Origin of the sequence: Shinella sp. JR1-6, assembly GCF_004284735.1 — a bacterium.
Lineage (GTDB): Bacteria > Pseudomonadota > Alphaproteobacteria > Rhizobiales > Rhizobiaceae > Shinella.
Genome location: NZ_SHMI01000001.1, coordinates 142914 through 167575 on the forward strand (window position 1 = coordinate 142914; position 24662 = coordinate 167575).

25 protein-coding genes are annotated in these 24662 nt (G+C 63.7%); 5 read left to right on the forward strand and 20 right to left on the reverse strand.

The window, feature by feature from the left end:
* Positions 1 to 13 precede the first annotated feature (13 nt).
* From EXZ48_RS00660 to EXZ48_RS00750, 19 genes are all read right to left on the reverse strand, one after another.
* The gene (locus EXZ48_RS00660) at positions 14 to 787 is read right to left on the reverse strand and encodes an anti-sigma factor (RefSeq protein WP_130514002.1); all 774 of its coding nucleotides are present in this window, start codon (positions 785 to 787) and stop codon (positions 14 to 16) included.
* Entirely contained in the window at positions 774 to 1319 is a 546-nt protein-coding gene (locus tag EXZ48_RS00665) for a sigma-70 family RNA polymerase sigma factor (RefSeq protein ID WP_023514836.1), read from the reverse strand. Before EXZ48_RS00665 ends, EXZ48_RS00660 begins: the two co-directional genes overlap by 14 nt.
* Positions 1320 to 1372: 53 nt before the next feature.
* The gene (locus EXZ48_RS00670) at positions 1373 to 1810 is read right to left on the reverse strand and encodes a YqaA family protein (protein ID WP_130514003.1); all 438 of its coding nucleotides are present in this window, start codon (positions 1808 to 1810) and stop codon (positions 1373 to 1375) included.
* 4 nt (positions 1811 to 1814) lie between these two features.
* Positions 1815 to 2645: an alpha/beta hydrolase gene (locus EXZ48_RS00675; protein WP_130514004.1), complete on the reverse strand. Its 831-nt coding sequence runs from the start codon at positions 2643 to 2645 to the stop codon at positions 1815 to 1817.
* Between the two features lie 14 nt (positions 2646 to 2659).
* Positions 2660 to 3346 (reverse strand): ABC transporter ATP-binding protein, encoded by a 687-nt coding sequence (locus EXZ48_RS00680; protein WP_130514005.1) that lies wholly within the window; start codon positions 3344 to 3346, stop codon positions 2660 to 2662.
* A complete protein-coding gene (locus EXZ48_RS00685; protein WP_023514840.1) occupies positions 3343 to 4092 on the reverse strand; it encodes an ABC transporter ATP-binding protein in 750 nt (249 codons plus the stop codon). Before EXZ48_RS00685 ends, EXZ48_RS00680 begins: the two co-directional genes overlap by 4 nt.
* On the reverse strand, positions 4085 to 5059 hold the full coding sequence (locus EXZ48_RS00690; RefSeq protein ID WP_130514006.1) for a branched-chain amino acid ABC transporter permease: 975 nt from the start codon (positions 5057 to 5059) through the stop codon (positions 4085 to 4087). The genes EXZ48_RS00685 and EXZ48_RS00690 overlap by 8 nt, the downstream gene beginning before the upstream one ends.
* Before the next feature lie 3 nt (positions 5060 to 5062).
* Positions 5063 to 5983, reverse strand: a complete 921-nt coding sequence (locus tag EXZ48_RS00695) for a branched-chain amino acid ABC transporter permease (RefSeq protein WP_023514842.1) — start codon at positions 5981 to 5983, stop codon at positions 5063 to 5065.
* Positions 5984 to 6044: 61 nt separating this feature from the next.
* Positions 6045 to 7181: an ABC transporter substrate-binding protein gene (locus tag EXZ48_RS00700; protein ID WP_024271320.1), complete on the reverse strand. Its 1137-nt coding sequence runs from the start codon at positions 7179 to 7181 to the stop codon at positions 6045 to 6047.
* A 220-nt stretch (positions 7182 to 7401) separates the two neighbouring features.
* Positions 7402 to 7626 carry a hypothetical protein gene (locus EXZ48_RS00705; RefSeq protein WP_024271321.1) on the reverse strand — a complete coding sequence of 75 codons (225 nt, stop codon included), beginning with the start codon at positions 7624 to 7626 and terminating at the stop codon, positions 7402 to 7404.
* Positions 7627 to 7746: 120 nt separating this feature from the next.
* Complete coding sequence (locus tag EXZ48_RS00710; RefSeq protein WP_130514007.1) at positions 7747 to 8460, reverse strand: TfuA-like protein; 714 nt, start codon at positions 8458 to 8460, stop codon at positions 7747 to 7749.
* Positions 8457 to 9662 carry a YcaO-like family protein gene (locus EXZ48_RS00715; RefSeq protein WP_130514008.1) on the reverse strand — a complete coding sequence of 402 codons (1206 nt, stop codon included), beginning with the start codon at positions 9660 to 9662 and terminating at the stop codon, positions 8457 to 8459. Before EXZ48_RS00715 ends, EXZ48_RS00710 begins: the two co-directional genes overlap by 4 nt.
* Positions 9659 to 9856 (reverse strand): hypothetical protein, encoded by a 198-nt coding sequence (locus EXZ48_RS00720; protein WP_050743695.1) that lies wholly within the window; start codon positions 9854 to 9856, stop codon positions 9659 to 9661. The genes EXZ48_RS00715 and EXZ48_RS00720 overlap by 4 nt, the downstream gene beginning before the upstream one ends.
* A 216-nt stretch (positions 9857 to 10072) precedes the next feature.
* The gene (locus EXZ48_RS00725; protein WP_024271324.1) at positions 10073 to 10303 is read right to left on the reverse strand and encodes a hypothetical protein; all 231 of its coding nucleotides are present in this window, start codon (positions 10301 to 10303) and stop codon (positions 10073 to 10075) included.
* A gap of 25 nt (positions 10304 to 10328) precedes the next feature.
* Positions 10329 to 12140 carry a hypothetical protein gene (locus EXZ48_RS00730; RefSeq protein WP_130514009.1) on the reverse strand — a complete coding sequence of 604 codons (1812 nt, stop codon included), beginning with the start codon at positions 12138 to 12140 and terminating at the stop codon, positions 10329 to 10331.
* Positions 12141 to 12146: 6 nt separating this feature from the next.
* The gene (locus tag EXZ48_RS00735; RefSeq protein ID WP_023517059.1) at positions 12147 to 12590 is read right to left on the reverse strand and encodes a helix-turn-helix domain-containing protein; all 444 of its coding nucleotides are present in this window, start codon (positions 12588 to 12590) and stop codon (positions 12147 to 12149) included.
* Between the two features lie 135 nt (positions 12591 to 12725).
* Positions 12726 to 13487, reverse strand: coding sequence for an amino acid ABC transporter ATP-binding protein (locus tag EXZ48_RS00740; protein WP_130514010.1), 762 nt, complete (start codon positions 13485 to 13487; stop codon positions 12726 to 12728).
* Complete coding sequence (locus EXZ48_RS00745) at positions 13484 to 14164, reverse strand: amino acid ABC transporter permease (RefSeq protein WP_023517057.1); 681 nt, start codon at positions 14162 to 14164, stop codon at positions 13484 to 13486. The genes EXZ48_RS00740 and EXZ48_RS00745 overlap by 4 nt, the downstream gene beginning before the upstream one ends.
* 106 nt (positions 14165 to 14270) lie before the next feature.
* A complete protein-coding gene (locus EXZ48_RS00750; RefSeq protein WP_023517056.1) occupies positions 14271 to 15044 on the reverse strand; it encodes an amino acid ABC transporter substrate-binding protein in 774 nt (257 codons plus the stop codon).
* 279 nt (positions 15045 to 15323) lie between these two features.
* On the opposite strand from EXZ48_RS00750, the gene EXZ48_RS00755 reads away from it, so the two are divergent.
* From EXZ48_RS00755 to EXZ48_RS00775, 5 genes are all read left to right on the forward strand, one after another.
* Positions 15324 to 16919: a peptide ABC transporter substrate-binding protein gene (locus EXZ48_RS00755; protein ID WP_130514011.1), complete on the forward strand. Its 1596-nt coding sequence runs from the start codon at positions 15324 to 15326 to the stop codon at positions 16917 to 16919.
* 60 nt (positions 16920 to 16979) lie between these two features.
* Positions 16980 to 17903 (forward strand): oligopeptide ABC transporter permease OppB, encoded by a 924-nt coding sequence (gene oppB / locus EXZ48_RS00760; protein WP_023515826.1) that lies wholly within the window; start codon positions 16980 to 16982, stop codon positions 17901 to 17903.
* A complete protein-coding gene (locus tag EXZ48_RS00765) occupies positions 17896 to 19026 on the forward strand; it encodes an ABC transporter permease (protein ID WP_023515827.1) in 1131 nt (376 codons plus the stop codon). Before oppB ends, EXZ48_RS00765 begins: the two co-directional genes overlap by 8 nt.
* Positions 19001 to 20644 (forward strand): ABC transporter ATP-binding protein, encoded by a 1644-nt coding sequence (locus EXZ48_RS00770; protein ID WP_165909251.1) that lies wholly within the window; start codon positions 19001 to 19003, stop codon positions 20642 to 20644. Before EXZ48_RS00765 ends, EXZ48_RS00770 begins: the two co-directional genes overlap by 26 nt.
* A 71-nt stretch (positions 20645 to 20715) precedes the next feature.
* On the forward strand, positions 20716 to 21858 hold the full coding sequence (locus EXZ48_RS00775; protein WP_245461872.1) for a gluconeogenesis factor YvcK family protein: 1143 nt from the start codon (positions 20716 to 20718) through the stop codon (positions 21856 to 21858).
* Here EXZ48_RS00775 and EXZ48_RS00780 read toward each other — a convergent pair.
* A complete protein-coding gene (locus tag EXZ48_RS00780; RefSeq protein WP_130514012.1) occupies positions 21836 to 24511 on the reverse strand; it encodes an EAL domain-containing protein in 2676 nt (891 codons plus the stop codon). The two genes, EXZ48_RS00775 and EXZ48_RS00780, sit on opposite strands and share 23 nt — an antisense overlap.
* Positions 24512 to 24662 lie beyond the last annotated feature (151 nt).

The window sequence follows — 24662 nt, forward strand, 5'->3', positions numbered from 1 at the left end:
TGGACGCGGTTGATCAGTAGAGCGTGCGCGAAAGATCGCGCGCGGTTTCCGCCAGGTCGTCGGCCTTGCGGCTTTCCGAAACCAGCGCATAGGCGACATCGCCGATCTGCCAGTAGGCGGCACGGGCATTGTCGGCGTGGAAGAGCAGGACGTGCTGCACGCCGAACGAGCCGGGGCGCACCGCAAAGAGCGACAGGCGCTCGCCCTTGCGTGGTTCCAGCACCAGTTCGACGCTCGGACCATAGGCCGAGGGGAAGACCTGCGTGTCGATCACGCCCCAACCCTTCGGCAGGTCCGGCAGCACGATCGCGGTTGCAGAGCGGATCTCCGCCGGATCGAAGGTCTCGGTTTCCGGCTGGGATGCCATAGTATCGCGCAGCAGCGTCGTCTTGTGCGCGCGCACCGCCTCCTCCACGAAGGCAGGCGGGGGCGTGGAGGCCACGACCTCGGTGGCGCCGAAGGGGCCGAGCACGGCATGGGCCGTCCAGCCGGCGGCCACGAAGAGGGCGATGGTCGCAGCACGGCGGAAGACGGAGAAGATGCGGCGACGCGACAGCGCGCGTTCCAGGAGCCGGGCGGCCTCGCGCGTTTCCTGCCGCGTCACCGTGCGGTGGTCGGCAAGTGCCAGGCGCAGCTCGTCGCGCACGCGCAGATCCTTCATGATCTGCGCCGCGACCTCCGGCCGTTCCGAAAGATAGGCCTCGACCTCGATGCGCCGGCCGACGGCGAGCTGCTCGTCGACATAGGCGTTGAGATCGGATTCGAGAATGGGGTCATTGCTTGTCATCGCCAGTGCCTCCGACGATTCTGAGATGCGTGACGGGAGCGGCGCTGCCGCTCTGTTCGAAGGCGCGCAGCCGCTGGCGCGCGCGGGCGACACGCGACATCAGCGTGCCGACCGGGATGCCGAGCGTTTCGGCTGCTTCCTGGTAGGAAAGTTCCTCGATCGCGACGAGGTGCAACGCTTCGCGCTGTTCTTCCGGCAGGGCGAAGAACGCGTTGCGCAGCTGCGTCAGGCGCACCGAATGGTCCTGGTTTGCCGGGATGGAGACCTCTGCCAGCTCCGCGGCGGCGTCGTGGCGGCGCTCCTGCGAGCGGCGCTGGCGCAGGCGGTCGATATGCGCATTGTGCAGGATCGACATCAGCCAGTTGCGTACGCTGGCGCCGGTGCGGAAGGTGGACTGCCGCTCATAGGCCTTGACCAGCGCATCGTGCACCAGGTCCTCGGCCTCGTCCGGATTGCGGACGAGCGAGAGCGCATAGCGCCTCAGCGCTGCGAGCTGTCCGATCACGTTGAAGCCGGGTGTCTTTCCGTTCATACCCCAATATACGAAAGCCGGGCGACGCCCATTCCATCCCCTCCAGAAAAATTTCAGAGCCAGTGGAGCACGAGAGCGGCAAGCACGATATAGCGGCCGAACTTGGCAATCGAAACGACGGCAAGGAAGCGCAGGAACGGTTCACGCATGATGCCGGCCGCCACCGTCAGCGGATCGCCGATGATCGGCATCCAGCTCAGCAGCAGGCTCCACCAGCCGTATTTGCGATACCATCGGCCGGCCCGGTCAAGGCTTTTGTCGCTGACGGGAAACCACCGCGCGCCGCGAAACCGCTCGACGCCACGGCCGAGCAGCCAGTTGACGACGGAACCCAGCACGTTGCCGATGCCGGCGACGAGGATCAGCAGCACAGGGGAATAGGTGCCGGTGGCCAGCAAGCCGCCGAGCACCGCTTCCGACTGGGCCGGCAGGATGGTGGCGGCGACGAGCGCGGCGAGGAAAAGCCCGCCATAGGCGGCAAGCGTGCTCATCGGATCAGGGTGACAGCAGGGTTCGAGTGAGGGGATGCTCGGGATCGGCAAGGCCGTCGACGACGTCGAAATGATGCCGGTTCGGCTCGACGACCGTCGCCGTCGTGGCGCCGAGGCCGGTCCAGACATTGGCAAGCAGGGCGTTCTGGCGCAGGAATTCCGCGCGCTCCATGGCGCCGACCCAGCAGGTGAGCCGCGTGCCTTCGACGGGGCGCAGCAGGGCCGGGCTCTCGGCGATAGCCTCCGCTTCGTCGATCTGTAGTCGTTCGTTCATGGCGGCAGGCATGAGCGGGCGTAGGTCGTGCAGGCCGGAGAGGGAGAGGACGTGGCGGATGCGAGCGAGCGTTCCGACGGAAAGCGGCGAGGCTTCCGACACTATGCGGCTGACGAGCTGGCCGCCCGCCGAATGGCCGATCAGATGGAGGTCACCTGCCACCAGTCCTGCAGCCGTTTCGATCGCCGCTGCGATCTCCCGCACGATGCCGCGGATGCGGATGTCCGGGCAGAGCGTGTAGGAGGGCATGGCGACGGCATAGCCGTGGGCGAGGGGGCCTGCGGCAAGGTGCGACCAGAAATTCCGGTCGAGCCGCAGCCAGAAGCCGCCATGCACGTAGACGACGAGGCCGCGCGGCGCGCGCTCGGGCAGGAAAAGGTCGAGGCGGTTGCGCTCGCCCGCGCCATAGGCGAGATCGAGCCTTGCCCGGCCGAGGCTGAGGAGCGTTTCGCGCATCCTTTGCGCCGGCTCCACCCAGGCGGTAGGCCAGCGCGTTCCGCCCGGAATGTTGCCGCCATTCTCGTAGGCGTCGTCCCAGTCGGTGATCCTGTAGCCGAACATGCCGTCCTCCGTTCTTAAACGCCGAGATAGCGGTCCTGCAGGTCGCTGGTAAAGGTCGTCGGCGGGCCGGAGAACACGGTCCGGCCCTTCTCCAGCACGCAGCAGCTGTCGGTGAGCGGCAGGAGCTCGGAGAGCGTCTTGTCGACGACAAGGATCGACTGGCCCCCGGCCTTCAGCTGTCGGATCGCCGCCCAGATATCCTGCCGGATCACCGGTGCCAGCCCCTCGGTCGCCTCGTCGAGGATAAGGAGTTTCGGATTGGTCATCAGGGCGCGGCCGATCGCCAGCATCTGCTGCTCGCCGCCGGACAGGGTGTCGGCATATTGCCCAAGCCGCTCGCCGAGCCTGGGAAAGAGATCGATCACCTTCGCCAGTGTCCAGGCACCGCGCCGGGCGGAGGCGAGGAGGTTTTCCTCGACCGTCAGGTTGGCGAAGCAGCGTCGCCCCTCCGGCACCAGGCCGATGCCGAGGCGGGCGATGCGGTGCGGCAGGAGTGCGGTAACGGTCTTGCCGTCGAAGGCGATGCGGCCGGCGCGAGCGGGCGTCAGGCCGAGGATCGAGCGGATGGTCGTCGTCTTGCCCATGCCGTTGCGGCCCATCAGTGCGACGACCTCGCCCTCTCGGACGGACAGCGACACGCCGAACAGCGCCTGCGAGGCGCCGTAGCAGGTCTCGATCTCCTCAAGGATCAACAGGCTCATGCGGGCTCCCCAAGATAGGCCCGGCGCACCTCGGGGTCGTTGCGGATCTCGCTGACGCTGCCCGTCGCGATAATGCGGCCGTAGACCAGCACGGACACACGGTCGGCGAGCGCGAAGACGGCATCCATGTCATGTTCCACCAGCAGGATCGGTGCTTCCCGGCGCAACCCGTCGAGGAAGCTGGTCAGTGCTTTCGAGCCTTCCGGCCCCATGCCGGCCATCGGCTCGTCGAGCAGGAAGGCCCTGGGTTCCATGGCCAGTGCCACGGCGATTTCGAGCTGCCGGCGTTCGCCGTGGGACAGCGCCGCAGCGGGTACGCCTGCTCGGCCCGCCAGTCCGACGCGCGACAGCATCCGCATTGCCGGTTCGATGAGAGAGATGTCGCTTGCCACGGAGCGGAAGAAGCGCAGGCTCGTTCCCTGCCGCGCCTGCGCCGCAAGCATGACGTTGCGAAGCGCGGAAAACTCCTGCGCGAGTGAGGAGATCTGGAAGGTGCGGGCAAGGCCCATGCGGGCGCGCCGCGCCGTATCGAGGGCAGTGACATCCGTACCGAGGAAGCGGATGCTGCCGGCATCGGGTGCGAGCGCGCCGGAGATCTGGTTGATCAGCGTGCTCTTGCCCGCCCCGTTCGGGCCGATCAGCGCGTGGATTTCTCCCGGGCGAAGGTCGAGGCTCGCGCCATTCGTCGCTTTCAATGCGCCAAAGGACTTTTCGAGGTTCCTGATTTCGAGGACCGGTTCAACCATGGCGAGGCCTCCCGGCCAGGAGGCCGATCAATCCGCCGCGTGCGAAGAAGACGACGGCGAGGAGAACGAGGCCGAGGAAGAGCTGCCAGCGCTCCGTGAGGCCGCCCAGCACATGTTCGAAAAGGACATAGAGCGTCGCCCCGGCCAGCGGCCCGAACAGGCGGCTTTTGCCGCCGAGGATGATCAGCACGATCAGTTCACCCGACATGTGCCAGGAGAGCATGGAGGGGCTGACGAAGCGGTTGAGATCGGCAAACAGCGTCCCGGCAAGGCCGGTGATCATGGCCGAGAGCACGAAGGCGACGAGGCGGATCGTAAAGGGCGAGATGCCCGTCGCGGCAAGTCTTGCCGGGTTCTGTCGTGCGGCCTCCAGCGCCGCGCCGAAGCGGGAGGCCTGCAGGCGGTGGAAGAGAAAAAGCCCTGCAAGCAAGAGCACGAAGACCACGACGAAATAGGGGAAGGGTTTTGCCGTGTTGAGGCCGGGAAAACCGTTGCGCATGGAGAGCGACAGGCCGTCTTCGCCGCCATAGGCCGGCCAGGAGATCGCGAAATAGTAGATCATCTGCGCGAAGGCGAGCGTGATCATGATGAAATAGACGCCCGACGTGCGCAGGCTGATGAGGCCGATCGGCAGTGCCACGAGGCCGCAAAGGAGGATCGCAACAAACCAGATGATGGGCATGGAGGTCGTGCCCGGCAGACCGAAGGCGATGGGCTCCATGTTGAAGGCATGGGTGGCCAGCACGCCTGTGACGTAGCCGCCAAGGCCGAAGAAGGCGGCATGGCCGAAGGAGACAAGGCCGCCGAGCCCGAGGGCGATGTTGAGCCCGACTGCTGCCAGCGCCAGGATCGCAATGCGGGTGGCAAGCGTGATGTAGAAGGCTTCGCCCAGGAGCAGCGCTGTCAGCGCGGCGGCCGGGAGCAGAAGGGCGAGGAGGATGTTGACCGTCGTTTCGCGGGAAGTCACGCCTCAGGTCCTCGCAGAAAAGAGGCCGCTTGGCCGGAAGGCGAGGATCAGCGCCATGACGATGTAGATGAGCATGGAGGCGAGTGCGGCGCCGACGGGACCGGCCTCCGTCGCCGGCATCATCAGGGCGAGCGCCTTGGGCAGCAGGAAACGGCCCATCGTATCGACGAGGCCGACGAGGACCGCGCCGATCAGCGCACCCTTGATCGAGCCGATGCCGCCGATGACGATGACGACGAAGGCGAGAATCAGCGCCGGTTCGCCCATGCCGACCTGTACTGACTGCAGCGCGCCGACCAGTGCGCCGGCAAGGCCGGCAAGCGCTGCACCGAAGGCGAAGACGATCGTATAGAGCGAGCGGATGTCGATGCCGAGCGCGGCGATCATCTCGCGGTCGGATTCGCCGGCGCGGATGCGCATGCCGAGACGCGTGCGACCGATCAGGAGGTAGAGACCGATGGCGACACCGACGCCCACGCCGATGATGGCGAGGCGGTAGAGTGGATATTGTCCGCCGCCCGGCAGTGCCACGGCACCCTGCAAGAGAGGCGGGATGTCGAGATAGAGCGGAAACGAGCCGAAGAGCCAGCGCGTGCCCTCGGAGAAGATGAGGATCAGCGCGAAGGTGGCGAGTACCTGATCGAGATGATCGCGGGCATAAAGCCGGCGGATGATAACAACCTCCATCAGGGCCCCCGCGGCCGCGGCGGCGGCAAGGCTGGCGACAAGGCCGAGCCAGAAGGAACCCGTCGCGGCCGCGACCGCGGCGCAGGCGAAGGCGCCGACCATGTACAGCGAGCCGTGAGCAAGGTTGATCAGCCCCATCACGCCGAAGATCAGCGTCAGGCCGGCGGCGATAAGGAACAGCATGACACCGAGCTGGAGCCCGTTCAGAAACTGCTCGATGAGGAGGGCGAGGGACAAGGTGGCCGGTCCGGAAGGTCATGCGGGGACATCCGCCCGGGGGCGGATGTCCGGTCGCGGATTACATCGAGCACTTGTCGGCGTAGGCGTCGCCGTGATCGGTGAAGGCGGTGGCGATGATCTTGTTGGTCAGGACGTCGCCTTCCTTCACGACCTCGGTGACATAGATGTCCTGGATCGGATGGTTGTTCGTGTTGAACTTGAACTTTCCGCGCACGGAAGCGAAGTCCGCAGCCTTCAGCGCGGCGCGGAAGGCGTCCTTGTCCTTCACGCTTGCCTTTCCGATGGCCGAGAGGATGAGGTTGGCGGTGTCCCAGCTCTGCGCGGCATAGATCGAGGGCAGGCGGTTGTATTCCTTCTGGAACGCCTCGACGAAGGCTTTGTTGGCGGGGTTGTCGAGGTCTTTCGCCCAGGTGCCAGAGTTCTTCACGCCGAGTGCGGCATCGCCGATCGCCGGCAGCACGTCCTGGCTGAAGGAGAAGCCGGGCCCGGTGACGGGAATGGTGACGCCCGACTGGGCATATTGCTTCATGAAGGCGATGCCCATGCCGCCGGGCAGGAAGAAGTAGACCGAATCGGCGCCGGAAGCGCGAATTTCCGCGATCTCGGCGGCATAGTCCGTCTGGCCGACCTGGGTATAGACCTCGCCGGCGAGCTCGCCCTTGTAATAGCGCTTGAAGCCGGTCAGCGCATCCTTGCCGGCCGGATAGTTCGGGGCGAGGATGAAGGTCTTCTTGTAGTCCTTGTTATCGTATTCGCCCATCGCCTCGTGGAAATTGTCGTTCTGGTAGGCGACGTTAAAATAGTTGGGGTGGCAGTTCGCGCCGGCGAGCGCCGACGGGCCGGCATTGGGCGAGAGATAAATGACGTCCTGTGCCACCGTGTTCGGCACCACGGCCATGGCGAGGTTCGACCAGATGATGCCGGTCATCAGGTCGACCTTGTCGCTCTGGATCATCTTCTCGGCGATCTGGACGGCGAGTTCCGGCTTCTGCGCATCGTCTTCCACGACGAGCTCGATCTCGCTGTTGCCGGATTGCTTGATCGCCAACTGGAAGGCGTCGCGCATGTCGATGCCGAGGCCTGCGCCACCGCCGGACAGCGTGGTGATGACGCCGATTTTCACCGGTTCCGCCTGGGCGATGCCCGCCGTCATGAGCGCGAGTGCGGCCACGCCGCCTGCCAGAATTCTCCGCATGCTGTTCTCCCTCTGTCCGTCGGCCCCGGTTTTGGGGCGTTTTTTCGAGAAGAGAACCTTTCAGAGTTCCGCGATCAGCGCAACCGTGTGTTTTCGTTTCGCAATTGGAGAATTTTAAGAAGATCGGCGGCGGCCCGCAGGTTCGGGCCGTCCGCACGATCAGCGCCGCGGAGGAGGACGGCGGCTATCCCCCGGCCGGCTAGCCGGCCCGTTCCTCCGGTCAGCAGAGCGCTGACCGGTTCATCAGTATGATGTCGTTTGACGTGAGTGCCATACGCGAAGGTTCGTCGATCTGGTCCAGCACGGCGCGCAGCGCCTTGTCCAGGCAGAACTCGACAACCTCTGCGTCCAGCGACTTGGCGGATTCGAGCGCAAACGCGACAAGCCGCGCCAGCGCCATCAATTCCGTGCCCCTGTCTTCGGTCTCGATGGTTTCGATTTTCATGTCCTATGCCCCCGGGAGCAATGCTCACTTTCAGCCCCTGGGACAAAGTATAGGCGTGACTCGGAGGTTGTGCGCGTGACTTGAGCGTGACACACGCGGAATGGGAAACTGCGTGTTTTTTTACGCTCCGGGTTGATCGGCCACCGAGCGCCAGAGCGATGTTGCTCTAAACGTCCAATTTCCTTGTTTTTTCGCGGTTTTTTCGTTGAAAGTGTCGAGGATGTGCAGAAGGGTAAGTGCATCTGTACGCTTCTGATCGACCGTTGTTGCGAGGAGAAGTTGCAGAAGCGCTGTGCGATCCAATGCCGTTTTGGCTCGGTCGACGATCGCAGACCAAGTCCGCTCCTTGTAGAAGAGCGCCTCCGCGGCAATACGCAGCGTTAATATGTCATGCTTTTCAACGGTCTTTTCCTTTTCCAACCGGTCGAGCGTCGCCTCGACATTGACGAGTGGGAGTGAAAGGGCGGGGTAACCGAGTTCGGCGGGGCCATGCAGCAGGGCGACATCGGCATCGTCCATGCGCCGGCCGCTGGCATAGTCCTGGTAGATACGGCCGATGCCGACCATGCCGAAGGCGTTGCATTCCGCCGCCCGCAGCGCCCCCATGCTGGCCGCGCCGAAGACGGCGATACCCTGATCCAGAGCATGGAGGATTTCCTTGTGCCAGATGGGGGCGACATGTTCGAAGTTTCCGTCGACGATGCCGATCGCCTTCGCGCCTTCGCGCGTGGCGGCGAGCACGTCTCCATGGGCAGCCGGCGGCCGGACATCGATATTTTTCCCGCACAGTGCGGCAGCATCGGGCAGGCTCGGGCCTGCGAACAGGATCTTCATGACATTCCAAACAACATGCGCGACAGGGCGCGGTGGCCGACAGCGTGGCGACGCTTGCCTTCAGGGTTTTCGAGCGATGGCACGACGACCTTTACGACGGCGATGGGAAGGGACGGGTCGGTGAGCGGGACCGCAAGAATGGGGGCTATGCCACCTGTGGCGAGCCGCTCCAGGCAGTGGGAAAGCAGCGTGGCGGCGTCACCTTCGGGAGCGTCGTAGGACTTCGCCACGCCCGGCGACGCTTCGAAGAGGGCAAGCGTTTCGGTGGCGAGCGGGCGGGTGAAGGTTTCGGCAAAAAGATCGTCACGTGCCCCGCTGATATAGGTGAGGCGTGATTGCGCGACTTCGGTCAGGGCCCGGATGAGGGCACGGGTGGCCACGGGATGTGTGCCGTAGCCGATGGTCGCATCGTGGAAGAGAGGGGTCTTCTTTGCAAGAAGCCCGGTATTGCCGAGGACGGCGGCATAGGTTGGCACTGCGAGGTCGCTGGTGATGTCGAAGACGCGCAGTTCCAGCTTTGCAGTCCGGAATCGAGCGAGCAGATCCTCGATGATGGGATCGGCAAAGCCAGCGGGGTCGATCGCGGTTGCAAGGCGCTTGCTGCGAGGCAGCAGCCGCCACAACCGGTCTGCGTCGCGCTCTATCCGCTCGAGAAGGCCGTGCAGGGTCGCCTCGATCGGTGCATTGCCGGAGGCAAGGCCATCGGAGGACTGCCAGAACCGCGGCGTGGGGTCAGTCCTGTCGAGGCAGACCGCTGCGCGTGGAACCCAGACCGCTTCGCCCGTCGTGACGTCGCTGCCGGCAAGCCAGTCGATGCTTTCTGTCTCCGACAGGAAGGGCTGGTCGCTTGCCACAAAGATATCGAGCGGCAGGCAGGCCTGCCCCGCCTTCGCAAAATCATGCCGCGAGGCATGTCGGACCGGAACGAGCGGGTCGCCGGCTATCGCCCGCTCGAGCGCCTCCATGGCGGCTGAAACTTTCGCGTCTAGATCGGTGATGCCCTTGCCCTGATTGATGACGATCGAACGGGCATTGGGGCTGACTGCGTTCCAGACAGGGATGCCGATCGAATCGAGGCCTGTCAGGCGGGAAAGCCGTGTGACACCGAAGCGAGGCAAAAGCGCCTCGATCCGGCTCCAGGTCTCATCCGGGCTGCAGAGGCGATCCGAATAGCTGGTTACGGAGGGGCTGCTGGGGGTCACTTGCCGTAAAAGCCGCCGGAAAACGGCCCGGCTGTTTCGGCCACCATCGGGACGCTCACGCCACGCGTGTTGAACCTGCCGGTTATGTGGGGATCGTCAGCCGAACCGGACGAGACCGATGTGATGGCGCCCGTTTCGAGATCCGCCGTCCAAAGGCCAGTTTCTCCTTCAAGCCCAAGCACGCCATTCGACATTTTCGCTCCTCCTGATTTTGGTTGAAACTGAGGATGCAGATTTCCCGGGCTTGCGCGCGAGAGCGCGGAATGCTGCCGGCCTGCCTCTTCGAACAACACGAGGCTGTGGCGCCTGGTTGCAGGGCCCGAGCGACGTTTGTAGCTCGGGCCCTGCATGTGGTCTTTTGTCTCTTGGGCAAACACCGGCTTGGATGTCTGCCTCAAAGCGTGCAACGGTTACTTGTCGTAAATGCCGCTGGAGGGTTCCGGCAAACTGCCGACGCCGTCGGGAACGAGGGCGGCGAGGTCAACACCCGAGGTGATTGTTGCGCCCGCTTTGCGCAGATCATCGGCAGCCTTCAAGGTCCCGCCTGTGGGCGACCCGATTTGCGTCGCAGTGCCTGCGTCGAGATCGACGGACCAAAGACCAGCTTCACCTTTAATCCCCAAAATAACTATTCTTGCCATGCCTGCTCTCCCTTGTGAATCCTAATTAAAATCCGGCTTTCTTTAACCCGTCATAATAATGTTTTCGCTGCCATTCCTCCTTAAATGGTATAATCGCTGTCCAGGATTCGAAATCGAAATCCGGATTGCTTTCGTATGTTCGCCGCACGAACAGCCTGGCCTTCTTGCGGTCTCCGAGCATTGCCCAGCTTGCGGCAGATAGACGATGGGCCGGTTGCTTGTCGTTCATCCGGTTTATGTAGGCGAGAGCGTCTTCATATCTGTCGAGCGCATACGAGGCACTCGCCGCGATCCAGAAATATTCGTCCGGCGGCAATGGATTGAGTTCGATTGCATGCTCAATCTTCTGCAAGCCGATATCTGGTCGAGAGCCCTGTACAAGTGTATCCGCGTAGCTCGCGATGACGTTGGCATAGTTGGGGCTTAGCTCCTCGGCGCGATCAAGATAGGCTGCGCTCTCGTCAAACTGGCGTGTATAGAGCTTGACGATGCCGAGTTCCCGGTAGCCCGAGGGCAGGCGCTCATCGACCTCGATTGCTTTTTGGGCATGAAGTTCTGCTTGCTTAAGCAGTTCATGGTCGCCGCGTGCGGTCAGAACCCATTCGAGGAAGTAATTGTGTGCCAAGCCCCCCAAAGCAGGCGCATAGTTGCTGTTTTCCTTCAATGCCTCGCGAAAACTCTTGCGTGCACGACGGATGTCGCGCAGGTCGAGATTTTTCGACTGGCCTTGCGCGGTGAGGAAGCTGCGGTAGGCCTTCGCATCGATTTCGTAGTCGCCGCGCACGAGTTCGTTGCGCTCGATTTCCGTCGCGATCGAACCCGCTATCTGGTGGGAGATCATCTGTCGTGAACGGGCGAGGCCTTCAGCCGAGAGCGGGAATCGTTCGGCCCAGACGACCTCATCGCTGCCGAAGAAGATGAGCTGGGTGAAGAGCGAATGGTGGTCGCCCTCGTCGCGCAGCCGTGTTTCCAGGATGTAGCTGATCTTGTGGCGCTCGTAGGTGGCCGCCCTGTCGGCCTGGAGCGAGATCTGCGCGGCGGTATGCGGTGCAATGATCGAAATGGAGCGCAGTGCGCAGAGGCCGATCGTCACGTCCTCGATCAACGCTTCGCTGAAGCGCGTGGCTGCCCGGGCGGCCAGCGTGGTGACCGGTGGCAGCAGCACGACGCGCGGCGGATTCGGCCGGGCAAACCCGATATCCGCGTCTTGCAGCGTCAGTACGCGGGCAGGCGGCTGCGCGGTCATGAGGATTGGGGACGCGGCCGGCCGGCCCGTCAGCATGGCGCGCACTTCCTCGTCGTCCGGGTTGCTCTCCAGGAGACGCAGGGCTGCCGCGGCGCGCGCCTGTCGCAAGCCGGTGCCCCCCTGTCCATTGTTATCGAGCAATGCGCCGCGCAGAATGGCCATATGGGCGGCCCGCTGCAGCATGATCCAGCTCGAAAGGGCGCGGTTGCCGGGCTTTACATGTTTGAGGAAGTCGTCGGTGAGCGTGGCGGCAAGCACCGGGAGGCATGCGCCATCGTGAACCCCGTCGATATCGCTTTCGACGGCATCCGGCCCGAGCCCGATCGAGGTGTCGGTGAAGGTGAGATAGACCCGGTCCAGCTCCCGCTGGCGCTTCTGGGTTCGTGAAACGGTCTGCCGGAGATTGGCGAAGGCGGCGGCGCTGTTGCTGTCGTCCCAGAAGAGGCTCGCCGCATCCGCCCGCGGCATGTCGCTCACGCCGCGCGTCTGGAGATAGCAAAGGATCAGGAGCGCCTTTTCGGGAAAGACGATGTCATTGCCGCCCTCGTCGAGCAGGCGCAGATGACCGAGCGTCTGCAGCCGTGCTGGCATGTGGGGTCAGATCCGCAGTTCCGGTGCGTTTTCTGCGCGTTCGCCGGCCTCTGTAGCGGCGCTCGCCTTGGACAGCGCCGTTGCCAGTGCGATGATCGACTTGCGCACACCCGCATCATCGATCTTCAGGAAGGCGCGGTTGAGGTCGAGGCCTTCCTTGGAGGAGACGAAGGTGGAGACGTCGCCCGTCTCATGCCCGACGCCGGCGGCCGGCGTGGCGCTGTCTTCATCCTGGAAGAAGAAGCTCGGCGGGACGCGGAACACTTCGGCGATGGCCTGCAGGCGGCTGGCGCTGATGCGGTTTGTGCCCTTTTCGTATTTCTGTACCTGCTGGAAGGTGACGCCGAGACGGTCGGCAAGCGCTTCCTGGCTCATGCCCACCATCAGCCGCCGCAAGCGGACGCGGGACCCGACGAAGACGTCGATCGGATTCGGTGTTTTCTTGATCATGAGGCTTTCTCCCCTGTTGGACATGCCGGGGCATGGCGAGGTACGCATATCCCGCCACTCTGCTTGAATCGCCTGTCCGATGCAACTGCCGCGGACCGGATTTCCTTGCTACCGTAACGTGAGGCGACGTGTATTTTAGATATCATAACTTTGCGGCGCACTGAGGGAGGCAATGAATTTTTTCGTGCGCTCGCGCTCGGGCGTCGAGAAGATCGCGCGCGGCGGCCCCTCTTCGACGATGACGCCGCCATCGAGGAAAACGACCGTGTCGGCAACGCGCGAGGCAAGGCGCAGATCGTGCGTTGCCATGACCATGGTCGTGCCCTCGCGGGCGAGCCGGCTCAGCACCTCGACCACCTCTTCCGCGAGCTCCGGATCGAGCGCGGAGGTCGGCTCGTCGCAGAGCAGGACGCGCGGCGAGGGGGCAAGAGCGCGGGCAATGGCGACGCGCTGCTGCTGGCCGCCCGACAGCGTTGCCGGCCAGGCGTCGGCCTTGTGTGCCATGCCGACTTTTTCGAGCAGTTCCATAGCGCGGGCGCGTGCCTTTTCCGCGGGCCATTTGAGGACGGTGACGAGGCCTTCCATCACGTTGGCGATCGCCGTCTGGTGCGGGAAGAGCTGGAAGTTCTGGAAGACCATTCCGGTCTGGCGGCGCAGCTTCTGTACCGCGTCCCAGCCGACCTTGCGGCCGGGTGCGAAGTCGATCGTCTCGCTGCCGAGCTTGATGGAGCCTGAGGTCGGCGTCTCCAGCAGGTTGATGCAGCGTAGCAGCGTGCTCTTGCCGCCGCCCGAAGGGCCGACCAGTGCCGTGACCGTGCCTTCCGGCAGGCTGAGGCTGATGTCGCGCAGCACGAGGTTGTCGCCGAAGCGTTTTTCGATATGGCTGAGTTCGATCATGTGCGAGCCTCCAGGAAGCCGCCATAGCGGGCAAAGCGCCGTTCCAGCCGGACCTGCAGGGCTGAAAGAACAGAGCTGAGCGCCAGATAGATCAGCGCCGCCTCGATATAGAGGATCAGCGGCTCGTAGGTCGTGGCGACGATGCGCTGGGCCGTTTGGAACAGCTCCGGTACGGTGACGGCGGCCGCAAGCGACGTGTCCTTCACCAGCGATATGAAGGTGTTGGAGAGCGGCGGTACGGCGACGCGCGTCGCCTGCGGCAGAATGGTGCGGCGCATCGCCTGCGACCAGCTCATGCCGATTGAATAGGCCGCCTCCCACTGGCCGCGCGGCACGGAGGCGATGACGGCGCGGATGATTTCCGACGTATAGGCCCCGACATTCAACGTGAAGCCGATGAGGGCGGCCGGAAAGGCGTCGAGCAGGATGCCGATGCTCGGCAGGCCGTAGAAGATGACGAAAAGCTGCACCAGCAGCGGCGTGCCGCGGATCACCCAGACATAGAAGCGGGCAATGGCGACGAGCGGACGCGGCCCGAACAGTCGGGCGATGGCCGTGACGAGGCCGAGGGTAAGTCCGAGCGCGAAGGAAAGCAGGGTGAGCGGAATGGTGAAGACGAGCGCGGCCCACAGCAGGGGGACCAGCGAATCCAGCATCAGTTGAAGCCACGGCGGCACGGGAAAAACCTCCGGAAATGCGGCTGGCCGGGGTTATCCCCGGCCAGGTCATGGTTTTATCTATAGTCGAGGACGGAGCCGCCGCGAAGCGGTTCTCGGCCAGGAATTACTTCGAGACGTCCTGCCCGAAATACTTGTCCGAGATCGCCTGGTAGGTGCCGTCCGCCTTGATGTCGACGAGTGCCTTGTTGATCGCTTCCAGAAGCTCCGGCTCGCCCTTGCGGATGATCACGCCGGAATAGTCGGCGTTTTCCTGCTCGGCGGCGATCTTCACATTCGCGTCCGGCTTGTGTTTCTTGAAGTCGAGGAAGGACAGGCTGTCGTTGATCGTCGCATCGGCGCGGCCGGTCAGGACGAGCTGGATCGACTGATCGAAACCGTCGGTGCCGACGAGCTCGGCGCCGGCTTCCTGAGCAAGCTTTCCGAAGTTGGAGGTCAGCGACTGGGCGGACTTCTTGCCCTTGAGGTCAGCGAAACCCTTGATGCTGTCGTCGTCGGCGCGCACGATGAGCACGGCCTTGGAAGCGATGTAGGGCTCGGAGAAGTCGTACTTCTGCTTGCGTGCCTCGGTGATGCCGACCTGGTTGATCACGGCGTCGTAGCGGTTGGCGTCGAGGCCGGCGATCAGGCCGTCCCATTTGCCTTCCAGGAACTCGGCCTTGACGCCGAGCTTCTTGGCGATGGCCTCGCCGATCTCGACATCGAAGCCGACCAGCTTGCCGTCGGTGTCATGGTAGGTGAAGGGCGCATAGGTGCCTTCGGTACCGATCTTCAGCGCGCCGGCGGCCTGTACGGCTGCGAGGTTTTCACCGGCATGGGCCGGGGCGAGGATGGCGGCCTGGAGCGCTGCGGCGGCGGCGAGGGTCTTCAACCAGTTCATCTTGGGACTCCGTTTCTGGCTCAAGTGTTCGATGGGCGATAGATCGCAGAAATCGGTGCAAAACGATGGGCAGAAAACTGCGAATAAAATCGGCAAATGCAAATATTTTTCTCATTTTTCGCGGTGTAGCGGCGGAGAAGGGCGCGTTTCACTTGAAAAATCGGGCGTTGCGAGAGGTCTGCGACCTTTGTGCATTTCGTGTTTTTAGGGGCTTGCCAAGTTCGCAAACAGGGACAATTGATGTCGCACCCAAAATAACAACCGGGGAAGGAAAACAAAATGGCAAACAGACTGATTGGCTTTCGTGCGGCTCTTCTTGCAGGTGCAATCCTGCTGGGCGCCAGCCCTGTATTGGCAGAAACGGTGCTTCACCGTGGCAATGCGGGTGAACCGCAGACCCTCGACCAGGCGCATACCTCCATCAACATCGAAGAATTCATCCTCAAGGACCTTTACGAAGGCCTGACCATCTATGACGCCTCGGGCAAGATCGTTCCCGGCGCTGCGGAAAGCTGGACCGTCTCCGACGACGGCGCGGTCTACACGTTCAAGCTGCGCGGCAACGCGAAGTGGTCGGACGGTTCGCCGGTGACGGCGGAAGACTTTGTCTTCTCCTTCACCCGCGTTGAGGATCCGAAGACGGCGGCCGGCTACGCGAACATCCTCTATCCGATCAAGAACGCGGAAAAGGTCAACAAGGGCGAGCTTGGCCTCGACCAGCTTGGCGTCAAGGCTGTCGATGCCACGACGCTGGAAGTGACGCTGGAGCGTCCGACGCCCTTCTTCCTCGAATTGCTCGCGCACCAGACGGCGCTGCCGGTCTCCAAGGCCAGCGTCGAAAAGAACGGCGCGGATTTCGTGAAGCCCGGCACGATGGTTTCCAACGGTGCCTTCAAGCTCGTCAGCCATGTGCCGAACGACAATCTTGTCGTCGAGAAGAACGCGAACTACTGGGACGCTGCCAACGTCAAGCTCGACAAGGTGATCTTCTACCCGATCGACGATCAGGCCGCCTCGGTCCGTCGCTTCGAGGCGAAGGAAATGGACCTCGTCTACAACTTCTCTGCCGACCAGATCGAGCGCCTGAAGAAGAGCTATGGCGAGCAGGTCCACGTTTCGCCGACGCTGGCAACCTACTACTACCCTTTCGACACCCGCACCGAGCCCTATAGCGACGTTCGCGTGCGCCGCGCGCTCTCCATGGCCATCGACCGCGACTTCCTGGCCAAGGAAATCTATTCCGGCTCGCAGCTTCCGGCCTATTCCATGGTGCCCCCGGGCATGCAGGGCTATGAGCCGGCCTATGCCGATTTCGGCGCGCTCTCGCAGCTCGACCGCGAGGACGAGGCGCTCAAGCTGATGAAGGAAGCCGGTTACGGCGAAGGCGGCAAGCCGCTGAAGATCGAGCTGCGCTACAACACCAACCCGAACCACGAGCGCGTGGCGACGGCTGTTGCCGACATGTGGAAGAACACCTTCGGCGCCGATGTGTCGCTGGTGAACCTCGACGTGTCCTCGCACTACGCCTATCTCCAGGAAGGCGGCGCGTTCAACGTGGCGCGTGCCGGCTGGGTCGCCGACTATGCGGATGCGGAAAACTTCCTGGCCCTCAGCGTCAGCACCAACAAGACCTTCAACTACGGCAAGTTCACGAATGCCGAGTTCGACGGCCTCATGAAGAAGTCGTACGAAGAGCGTGACCCGGCGGCGCGCGCCAAGGTCCTGCATGACGCAGAAGCCGTGCTGATGCGCGAACAGCCGATCGCCCCGCTCCTGACGCAGGCCGACCTGTGGCTCGTCTCCAGCAAGGTTCAGGGTTGGCAGGACAATGCCGCCAACCAGCACCTGAGCCGCTTCCTCAGCGTTTCGGAATGATCCGACGAAAGTGCGCGGCCTCCTGAGGCCGCGCACTTTCGTATCTGGGGAGACCTAGTCATGTTTGCATTCGTTCTGCGGCGCCTAGCAAGCGCCGTGCCGACGCTATTCATCGTCGTCACAATCTCGTTCTTTCTCATGCGCTTTGCGCCCGGCGGCCCGTTCAACCTCGAACGCCCTCTACCGCCTGCCACGATGGAAAATCTGATGCGAGCCTACCAGCTCGATCAGCCCCTCTGGCGCCAATACCTCACCTACATGGGCAATGCCGTCAGCGGCGATTTCGGACCGAGCTACATCTACAAGGACAACACCGTTGCCGAACTCATCGGCAAGGGTCTGCCCTACTCGATGGAACTTGGTTTCTATGCGCTGCTCCTGGCGCTTATCGGCGGCGTCATCGTCGGTACGATTGCGGCCTTGCGTCAGAACAGTGCGCTGGATTTCGCGGTCATGTCGGTCGCGACGGTCGGCGTCACGGTGCCGAACTTCGTCGTCGGGCCGGTCCTGACGCTGATCTTTGCCATCGTGCTCGCCTGGCTTCCGGCGGGTGGCTGGGGCGACGGTTCGCTGCGCTTCCTCATCCTGCCGATGATCGCGCTCGCCCTGCCGCAGCTAGCGGTTTTCGCGCGCCTGACCCGCGGCTCGATGATCGAGGCCTTGCGCACCGACCACATCCGCACCGCGCGGGCCTATGGCCTGCCGGCAAAATCGGTGGTCGTGGTGCACGCCATGCGCGGCGCCATGCTGCCCATCGTGTCCTATCTCGCGCCCTGCGCTGCCGCTCTTTTGACCGGCTCCGCCGTGGTCGAGACCATCTTCACCATCCCCGGCGTCGGGCGCTATTTCGTGCTCGGGGCGATCAACCGCGACTATACGCTCGTCATGGGCACGGTCGTCCTGATCGCCATCTTCGTCATCGTCTTCAATCTGCTGGTCGACATTCTCTATGGCCTGCTCGATCCGAGGGTTCGCCATGACTGACGCCGTCGTTTCCCCCGTACCCGGGAGCGAGGTGAAGGGGCGTAGCCTCTTCCAGCTCGCCGTCATGCGCTTCCGCCGCAACCGCCCGGCCATGGCCGGTTCGGTGATGCTGGTGCTGATCGCGTGCTTCGCCTTCTTCGGTCCGTTCTTCATCAGCCACAGCTACGACCAGGTCTTCTCTTCCTATGTCACCATCCCGCCGAGCCTCGAGCCGCGGCCGGGCGAGGATTCACTGGAAGAGGCGATGAAGGGCGTCGCCACCCGCGCCCGCGTCGAGCTGCAGTCCTTTTCCGTCGAGGGCGAAGCCTTCACGGCGGTCATCACCGCCAAGGACCCGATCGATCCACGCGCCACGCGCTACTTCGACCGGGCCAACGAGTTCGACAAGACCGAGGTCACGGCGACCGAGGACGAGGGGCGTAAGCTCACGCTGAAGGGTGTGGTCGACCGGGAATACTTCCTGTTCGGCACCGACACAAACGGGCGCGACCTCATGGCGCGCGTCATGCTCGGCGGGCAGATCTCCATCGCGGTCGGCCTTCTCGCCAGCCTCGTCTCGCTCGGTATCGGCGTCGTCTACGGCGCGATCTCGGGTTACATGGGCGGGCGCGTCGACAACGTGATGATGCGTTTCGTCGAAATTTTGTACTCGCTGCCCTTCGTCTTCCTGGTTGTTGTGCTCGTCGTCTTCTTCGGCCGCAGCTTCGTCTTGATCTTCATCGTCATCGGTGCGGTGGAGTGGCTCGACATGGCCCGCATCGTGCGCGGCCAGACGCTGTCTTTGAAGCGACGGGAGTTCATCGGTGCGGCGGAGGCTCTGGGCTTGACGGACTGGCAGATCATCCGCCGGCACGTCATCCCCAACACGATCGGCCCGGTCGTCATCTTCGTCACGGTCATCGTGCCCAAGGTGATCCTGCTCGAAAGCTTCCTCTCCTTCCTCGGCCTCGGCGTTCAGGCGCCGCTGACGAGCTGGGGTTCGCTGATCGCCGAAGGCGCCAACAACATCCAGTCCGCGCCCTGGCTGCTCATCTTTCCCGCCATCTTCTTCGTCGTCACGCTCTTCTCGCTGAATTTCGTCGGCGACGGGCTGCGTGATGCATTCGACCCGAAGGATCGCTGACATGGCAGAGACACAGAAAACCATGGAGCCGATCCTTGCCGTGCGCGACCTGAAGGTGTCCTTCACGACGCCGGACGGGGACGTCAATGCGGTGAAGGGCATCAACCTCGATGTCCGCCCCGGCGAGACCCTGGCGGTGGTCGGCGAGAGCGGCTCCGGCAAGAGCCAGACCATGATGGGCATCATGGGACTGCTCGCGAGCAACGGCCGGGTCACGGGCTCCGCGAAATATCGCGGGCAGGAGATGGTCGGGTTGCCGCCGAAGGCGCTCAACGAGATCCGTGGTGCAAAAATCACCATGATCTTCCAGGAGCCGATGACCTCGCTCGATCCGCTCTATCCTGTCGGCAAGCAGATCGCCGAGGTCATCGTGCATCACCGCGGCGGCACGCGGAAGGAAGCCCGGCCGCGTGTGTTTGAGCTCCTGAAGCTGGTCGGCATTCCGGAGCCCGAGCGCCGTATCGACAGCTATCCGCATGAAATGTCCGGCGGCCAGCGCCAGCGCGTGATGATCGCCATGGCGCTTGCCAACGAGCCGGACATCCTGATCGCCGACGAACCGACGACGGCGCTCGACGTGACGATCCAGGCACAGATCCTGAAACTGCTGCGCGATCTGCAAAAGCGCTTCGACATGGCGATCGTGCTGATCACGCACGACCTCGGCATCGTCCGGCATTTTGCCGAACGCGTCGTCGTCATGCGGCGCGGCGAGATCGTCGAACAGGGCAGGACGGCCGACATCTTCGACAATCCGCAGGCCGACTACACCCGCATGCTGATCGAGGCCGAGCCGCATGGCCGCAAGGCGGTCCCGGCGGATGACGCGCCGATCATCCTCGAGGGCCGCAATGTCATCGTCGACTACAAGATCGACGGCGGCTTCCTGAAGAAACGCGCCAACACCTTCCGGGCTGTCGACAATGTCAGCATCAGCCTGCACGAAGGGCAGACGATCGGCGTGGTCGGCGAATCCGGTTCGGGAAAATCGACGCTCGGGCGGGCGCTGTTGCGGCTCATCTCCAGCAAGGGCGCCTATCGCTTCGGCAAGACGGATATTTCCGGCCTCGACCGGACCGGCATGCGGCCGCTCCGGCGCAGCATGCAGGTCGTCTTCCAGGATCCCTACGGTTCGCTTTCGCCGCGCCAGACGGTCGGCGAGATCATTACCGAGGGGCTTTATGTGCACGAGCCGCAGCTTTCGCGAGCCGACCGCGACCAGCGGGCAATCGCGGCGCTGAAGGAGGTGGGGCTCGACCCCGCGGCGCGCAACCGCTATCCGCACGAGTTTTCGGGCGGCCAGCGGCAGCGTATCGCGATCGCGCGGGCGATGATCCTCAAACCTCAGGCGGTGATCCTCGACGAGCCGACCTCGGCGCTCGATCGTTCGGTGCAGGGGCAGGTAATCGAGCTCTTGCGTGATCTCCAGTCCCGCTACGGCCTTTCCTATGTCTTCATCAGCCACGACCTGTCGGTGGTGCGTGCGATGAGCGATTATGTGGTGGTCATGAAGGACGGCAAGATCGTGGAGGAAGGTCCCACGGACGCCATTTTCAGCGCCCCGCGGGAGGATTATACAAAGACCCTCATCGGGGCTGCGTATAATATCGGGCCGTAAGCTGGAGCAATTCCAGCAAAGGTGTGCAGCGGTTTTGCGCTCGAAATTGCGTGAAACCAAGAGGAGATCGGATGGCTGAAAGCCGTTTGCCGCATATCGTGCTCTTTTCGGGCGGCACTGCGTGCCGCACGACCAATCTGGCGCTGCTTTCCAAGCCGGTGCGACTGACGCGCATCGTGCCGGCCTGGGACAGCGGCGGCAGTTCCAAGATCATCCGCGAGAACCTCGGCGTGCTCGCCGTCGGTGACATCCGCCAGGCGCTGATGACCATGGCGCATGGCGAAGGCCGGGCGGGCGATGTCGTCAAGGTCTGCAATGCGCGCATGACCAGCGGCACGCAAGATGATGCCCGCACGGAATTCGCGCTCTACGCGGAGGGCGTGCACCCGTTGCTGGAGCGCATGGAGCCGGGCCTGCGCGGCGCTATCCTCAACTACCTGCGCACCTTTCGCGCGGCGATCGGGGCGGACTTCGATTTCCGCAACGGCAGCATCGGCAACTTCATCCTGACGGGCGCGCATCTCGCCCACAACAGCGACATCAACACCGCCATCTTCGTCTTCCGCAAGCTCTGCGACATTGCCGGCCATGTCTGGCCGTCCACGGCCGCCGATGGTGTCGACCTCTCCGCCGTTTTGAATGATGGCACCGGGGTTGAGGGGCAGCACAGGGTGACGGCGCTCGACGATGCGGCGAGTGCGACGGGCATCCGCGACATTGTGCTGTCCGGCCGGGGCGGCGCGGCTGTGCCGGCCAACGAGGCCGTGCTGGAAAGTCTCGAAAGCGCCGATGCCATCGTGTTCGGGCCGGGCAGCTTCTTCACCAGCGTCCTGCCGCATTTTCTGGTCGAGGGCATCGTTCCGGCCATAGCGCGCAATGCGCATGCCCGGCGCATCTTCATCGGCAACATGCTGCAATGCCGGGAGACCCGCGGGCTGGATGTGGCGCGCATGCTGGAGATTGCCACCGCGCTCTGGCGGCGGCAGGCGGGGGCGGATGGGCGTCCCTTCACCCACGTCCTGGCAAACCACCAGCTGCTGCCTTTCGAAAAGACCGTCGGCCGCTTTGCTTATCTCGGCAATGGCGCGCTGGAAGAGGTGGGCATGCGGCTCGGCATCGAGCGGGTGATCGGTGAGTTCGAGGATCCCTGGCAGCGCGGCCAGCATGACGGCCGGGCGGTTGCGGATACGCTCAGCTCGCTCTTGCCGTCGTAAGGCCGGTCTTCGCCGCCGGCATCCAGCTGCGAGCCTTGGCGAAGGCGAGGAAATCATCCGCGCCCATGGGCCGGGCAAAGGCATAGCCCTGCAGGATATGGCAGCCGAGGCCGCGCAGCAGCTCGGCATGGGCCAATGTTTCGACACCCTCCGCAACCGTCTCGATATCGCGCACCTTGCCGATGTCGATGATCGAGCGGACGAGGCTCTGCTGTGCCGTAGATTCGAGCAGCGGCTGCACCAGCCGGCGGTCGATCTTCAGCCGCGCCGGAGACAGCTCCAGGAGGCTCACGATGGAGGCGTGGCCGGTGCCGAAATCGTCGATCTCGATTTCGATGCCGAGGGATTTTATGCCGTCGATGGCCTGCTTCAGCCCGTCGTCGAGCGTATCGAAGGATATCGATTCCAGCAGTTCGAAGGTCAGTGAACCCGGGCGAATGTTCATCGCGCGCAGCTTTTCGAGAAGGTTGTCGTCGCGCAGGCGCTGACAGGAGACATTGACGGAGACGCGGGCGATGTCGAGATCCTGTCCCTCCCAGCGCATGGATTGGAACAGGGCCTGTTCGAGGATGGCCTCGTCGATCCGGGCGACAACATTGAGGGTCTCGGCCACGGGCAGGAACACATCGGGCATGATGATGCCGCGTGTTGGGTGCTGCCAGCGTGCCAGCGCCTCGACGCCGACGATCTCCAGCGTTTCGGCATCGAATTGCGGTTGGAAGTAGGGGTGGAATTCTCCGCGTTCGAGACCGCGCAGAATGTCGTCGCCGAGCCGCTTGACCTCCACGGTGCGCAGGCGGAGCTCGTCGTTGAAGGCTTCCACGCGGTTGCGCCCACGGCGCTTGGCTTCGTAGAGCGCGATATCGGCATTGACGAGCAACTGCTCGGCGGATTCTTCCGCATCGTTGCGCGTTGCAATGCCGATGCTCGCACCGATACGACAGTCATGGCCTTCGATCGCCATCGGCTCGCTGATCGCTTCGATGAGGCGGGCGGAGAGGGTGCCGAAATCGGCCTCTGTCGGCTCACGGCGCGACAGGAGCACGAATTCGTCCCCGCCGATGCGGGCGATGAAGTCCGCTGCCGGAATATGGGCACGCAGTACACCGGCCGCCTGTTTCAGCACCTCGTCGCCGGCGGCGTGGCCGAGCGTGTCGTTGATGTCCTTGAAGCGGTCGAGGTCGATATGCAGCAGGGTGAGGGGACGGGTGTCCTCGCCGATACCGGCCAGCGCGAGCTGCTGGTCGAGGAAACGCCGGTTGGGAAGCCGGGTGAGGGCATCGTGCAGTGAATTGTGCTCCAGAACGAGGCGAGCGTCTTCCAGGGCGCGGTTCTGCGCCTCCGCCGTCAGCTTGGCCTCAAGCAGTTCGGCCTGGAGGCGGATGTCCTCCGTCACATCCCAGTTCGCGCCGACGATACGCTTTGCGCCTGACGAGGCGCGATAGGTCATGCCGTGCGCGCGGATATGGCGGATGTCGCCGCCGACGGTCAGGACGCGGAATTCCGTGAGATAGGGCCTCTCGGCCTCGATGGCGTCCGAAAAAACGCGTTCGGCTTCTTCCAGATCGTCGGGATGAAGCGCGGTGCGCCAGTCCTCGTAGCGGCAGATTGGCTGGTCGGGCGGCACGTTGTAGAGGGCGCGCATGCGGGCGTCCCAGGTGAGTGTCGCCAATTCCGTGTCGAATTCCCAAACGCCGACGCGCGAGGCGTCGAGCGCGAGCTGCAGGCGTTGCGAGACGGTTTCCAGCTGATCCTCCCGGTCCTGAAGCGCCAGGATATGCCGATGGCGGTCCTTCATCAGGTAACCGACCCAGAACATGGGGGCGACGATGATGATGGCCAGCAGCGCGAGGCCGGTGCGAAACAGGGTGAGATCGGCGGACGGCTGGCGCCAGCCACCCAATGGCGCTGCAGACATGGTCCAGGCTTCGTGGCCGATGTCGATCGTCATGACGACGGGGTCGGCATCGACGGGGGTGGCCGTGCTGAAGAAGGTTCGTGCCTCGCCGCCGACATGCGGCCGGCTGGAAAGCGAAACGGCGACCTTCAGGTCTTTTCCGAAGCCGCTGTTGTCCAGGAGCCTGTCGAGGTCGATCACGGCGGAGGCGATGCCGATGAAGGCGTTGTTCCGCCCGGCATGGATCGGGTAGCGCGCGATCACGCCGCGCCCGCCCTGCACCAGATCGACCGGGCCGGTGACGATGAGCCGGTCGAGCGCCTTCACCTGCATGGCCGCGGCGCGCTGGCGCTCGTTCTTGCGGTAGTCGAGGCCGATGCTGCGCTCGTTCCCCTTGACCGGATAGACGAGCGAGACGACGAAGTCCGGCGCGATGGCAAGATTGCGCAGCTGCGTGTCCTTGCGGAAGATGCGACCGGCAAGGTCGGCAAAGCGGCTCGGTGACATGTCGGGCTCTGTCGAGAGCGCCGCGACGAGGCCCTGTACGAGATTGATGTCACCCTGGATATTGCCTTCGAGGCGCGAGCGCAGCACGCCGAGCTGTTCCGTGGTGAAGGAGCGCAGGTACTCCTCTTCCAGCCGCTGCTTCTGGGAATCGGCAAGGAAAATGGCGATCAGCGCGGCAAATGCGACGACGATGGCGGGGATGTAACATCCCAGCCCGTGAAGGGAGAGCTGCGTATTCCGGTCGTTCATCGCGGTTCGTCTGTCCCCACGCGCCCTGTCTGCTCGGGAAGGGTTCTGCCCGGCCTCCGACGATCGACGGACGATGGCAGATGCAACTTAATATTTGCTGACGAGAATATGCCTTTATCTGCGGATTTCCGGGCGGGGCTTCCCGCCACGG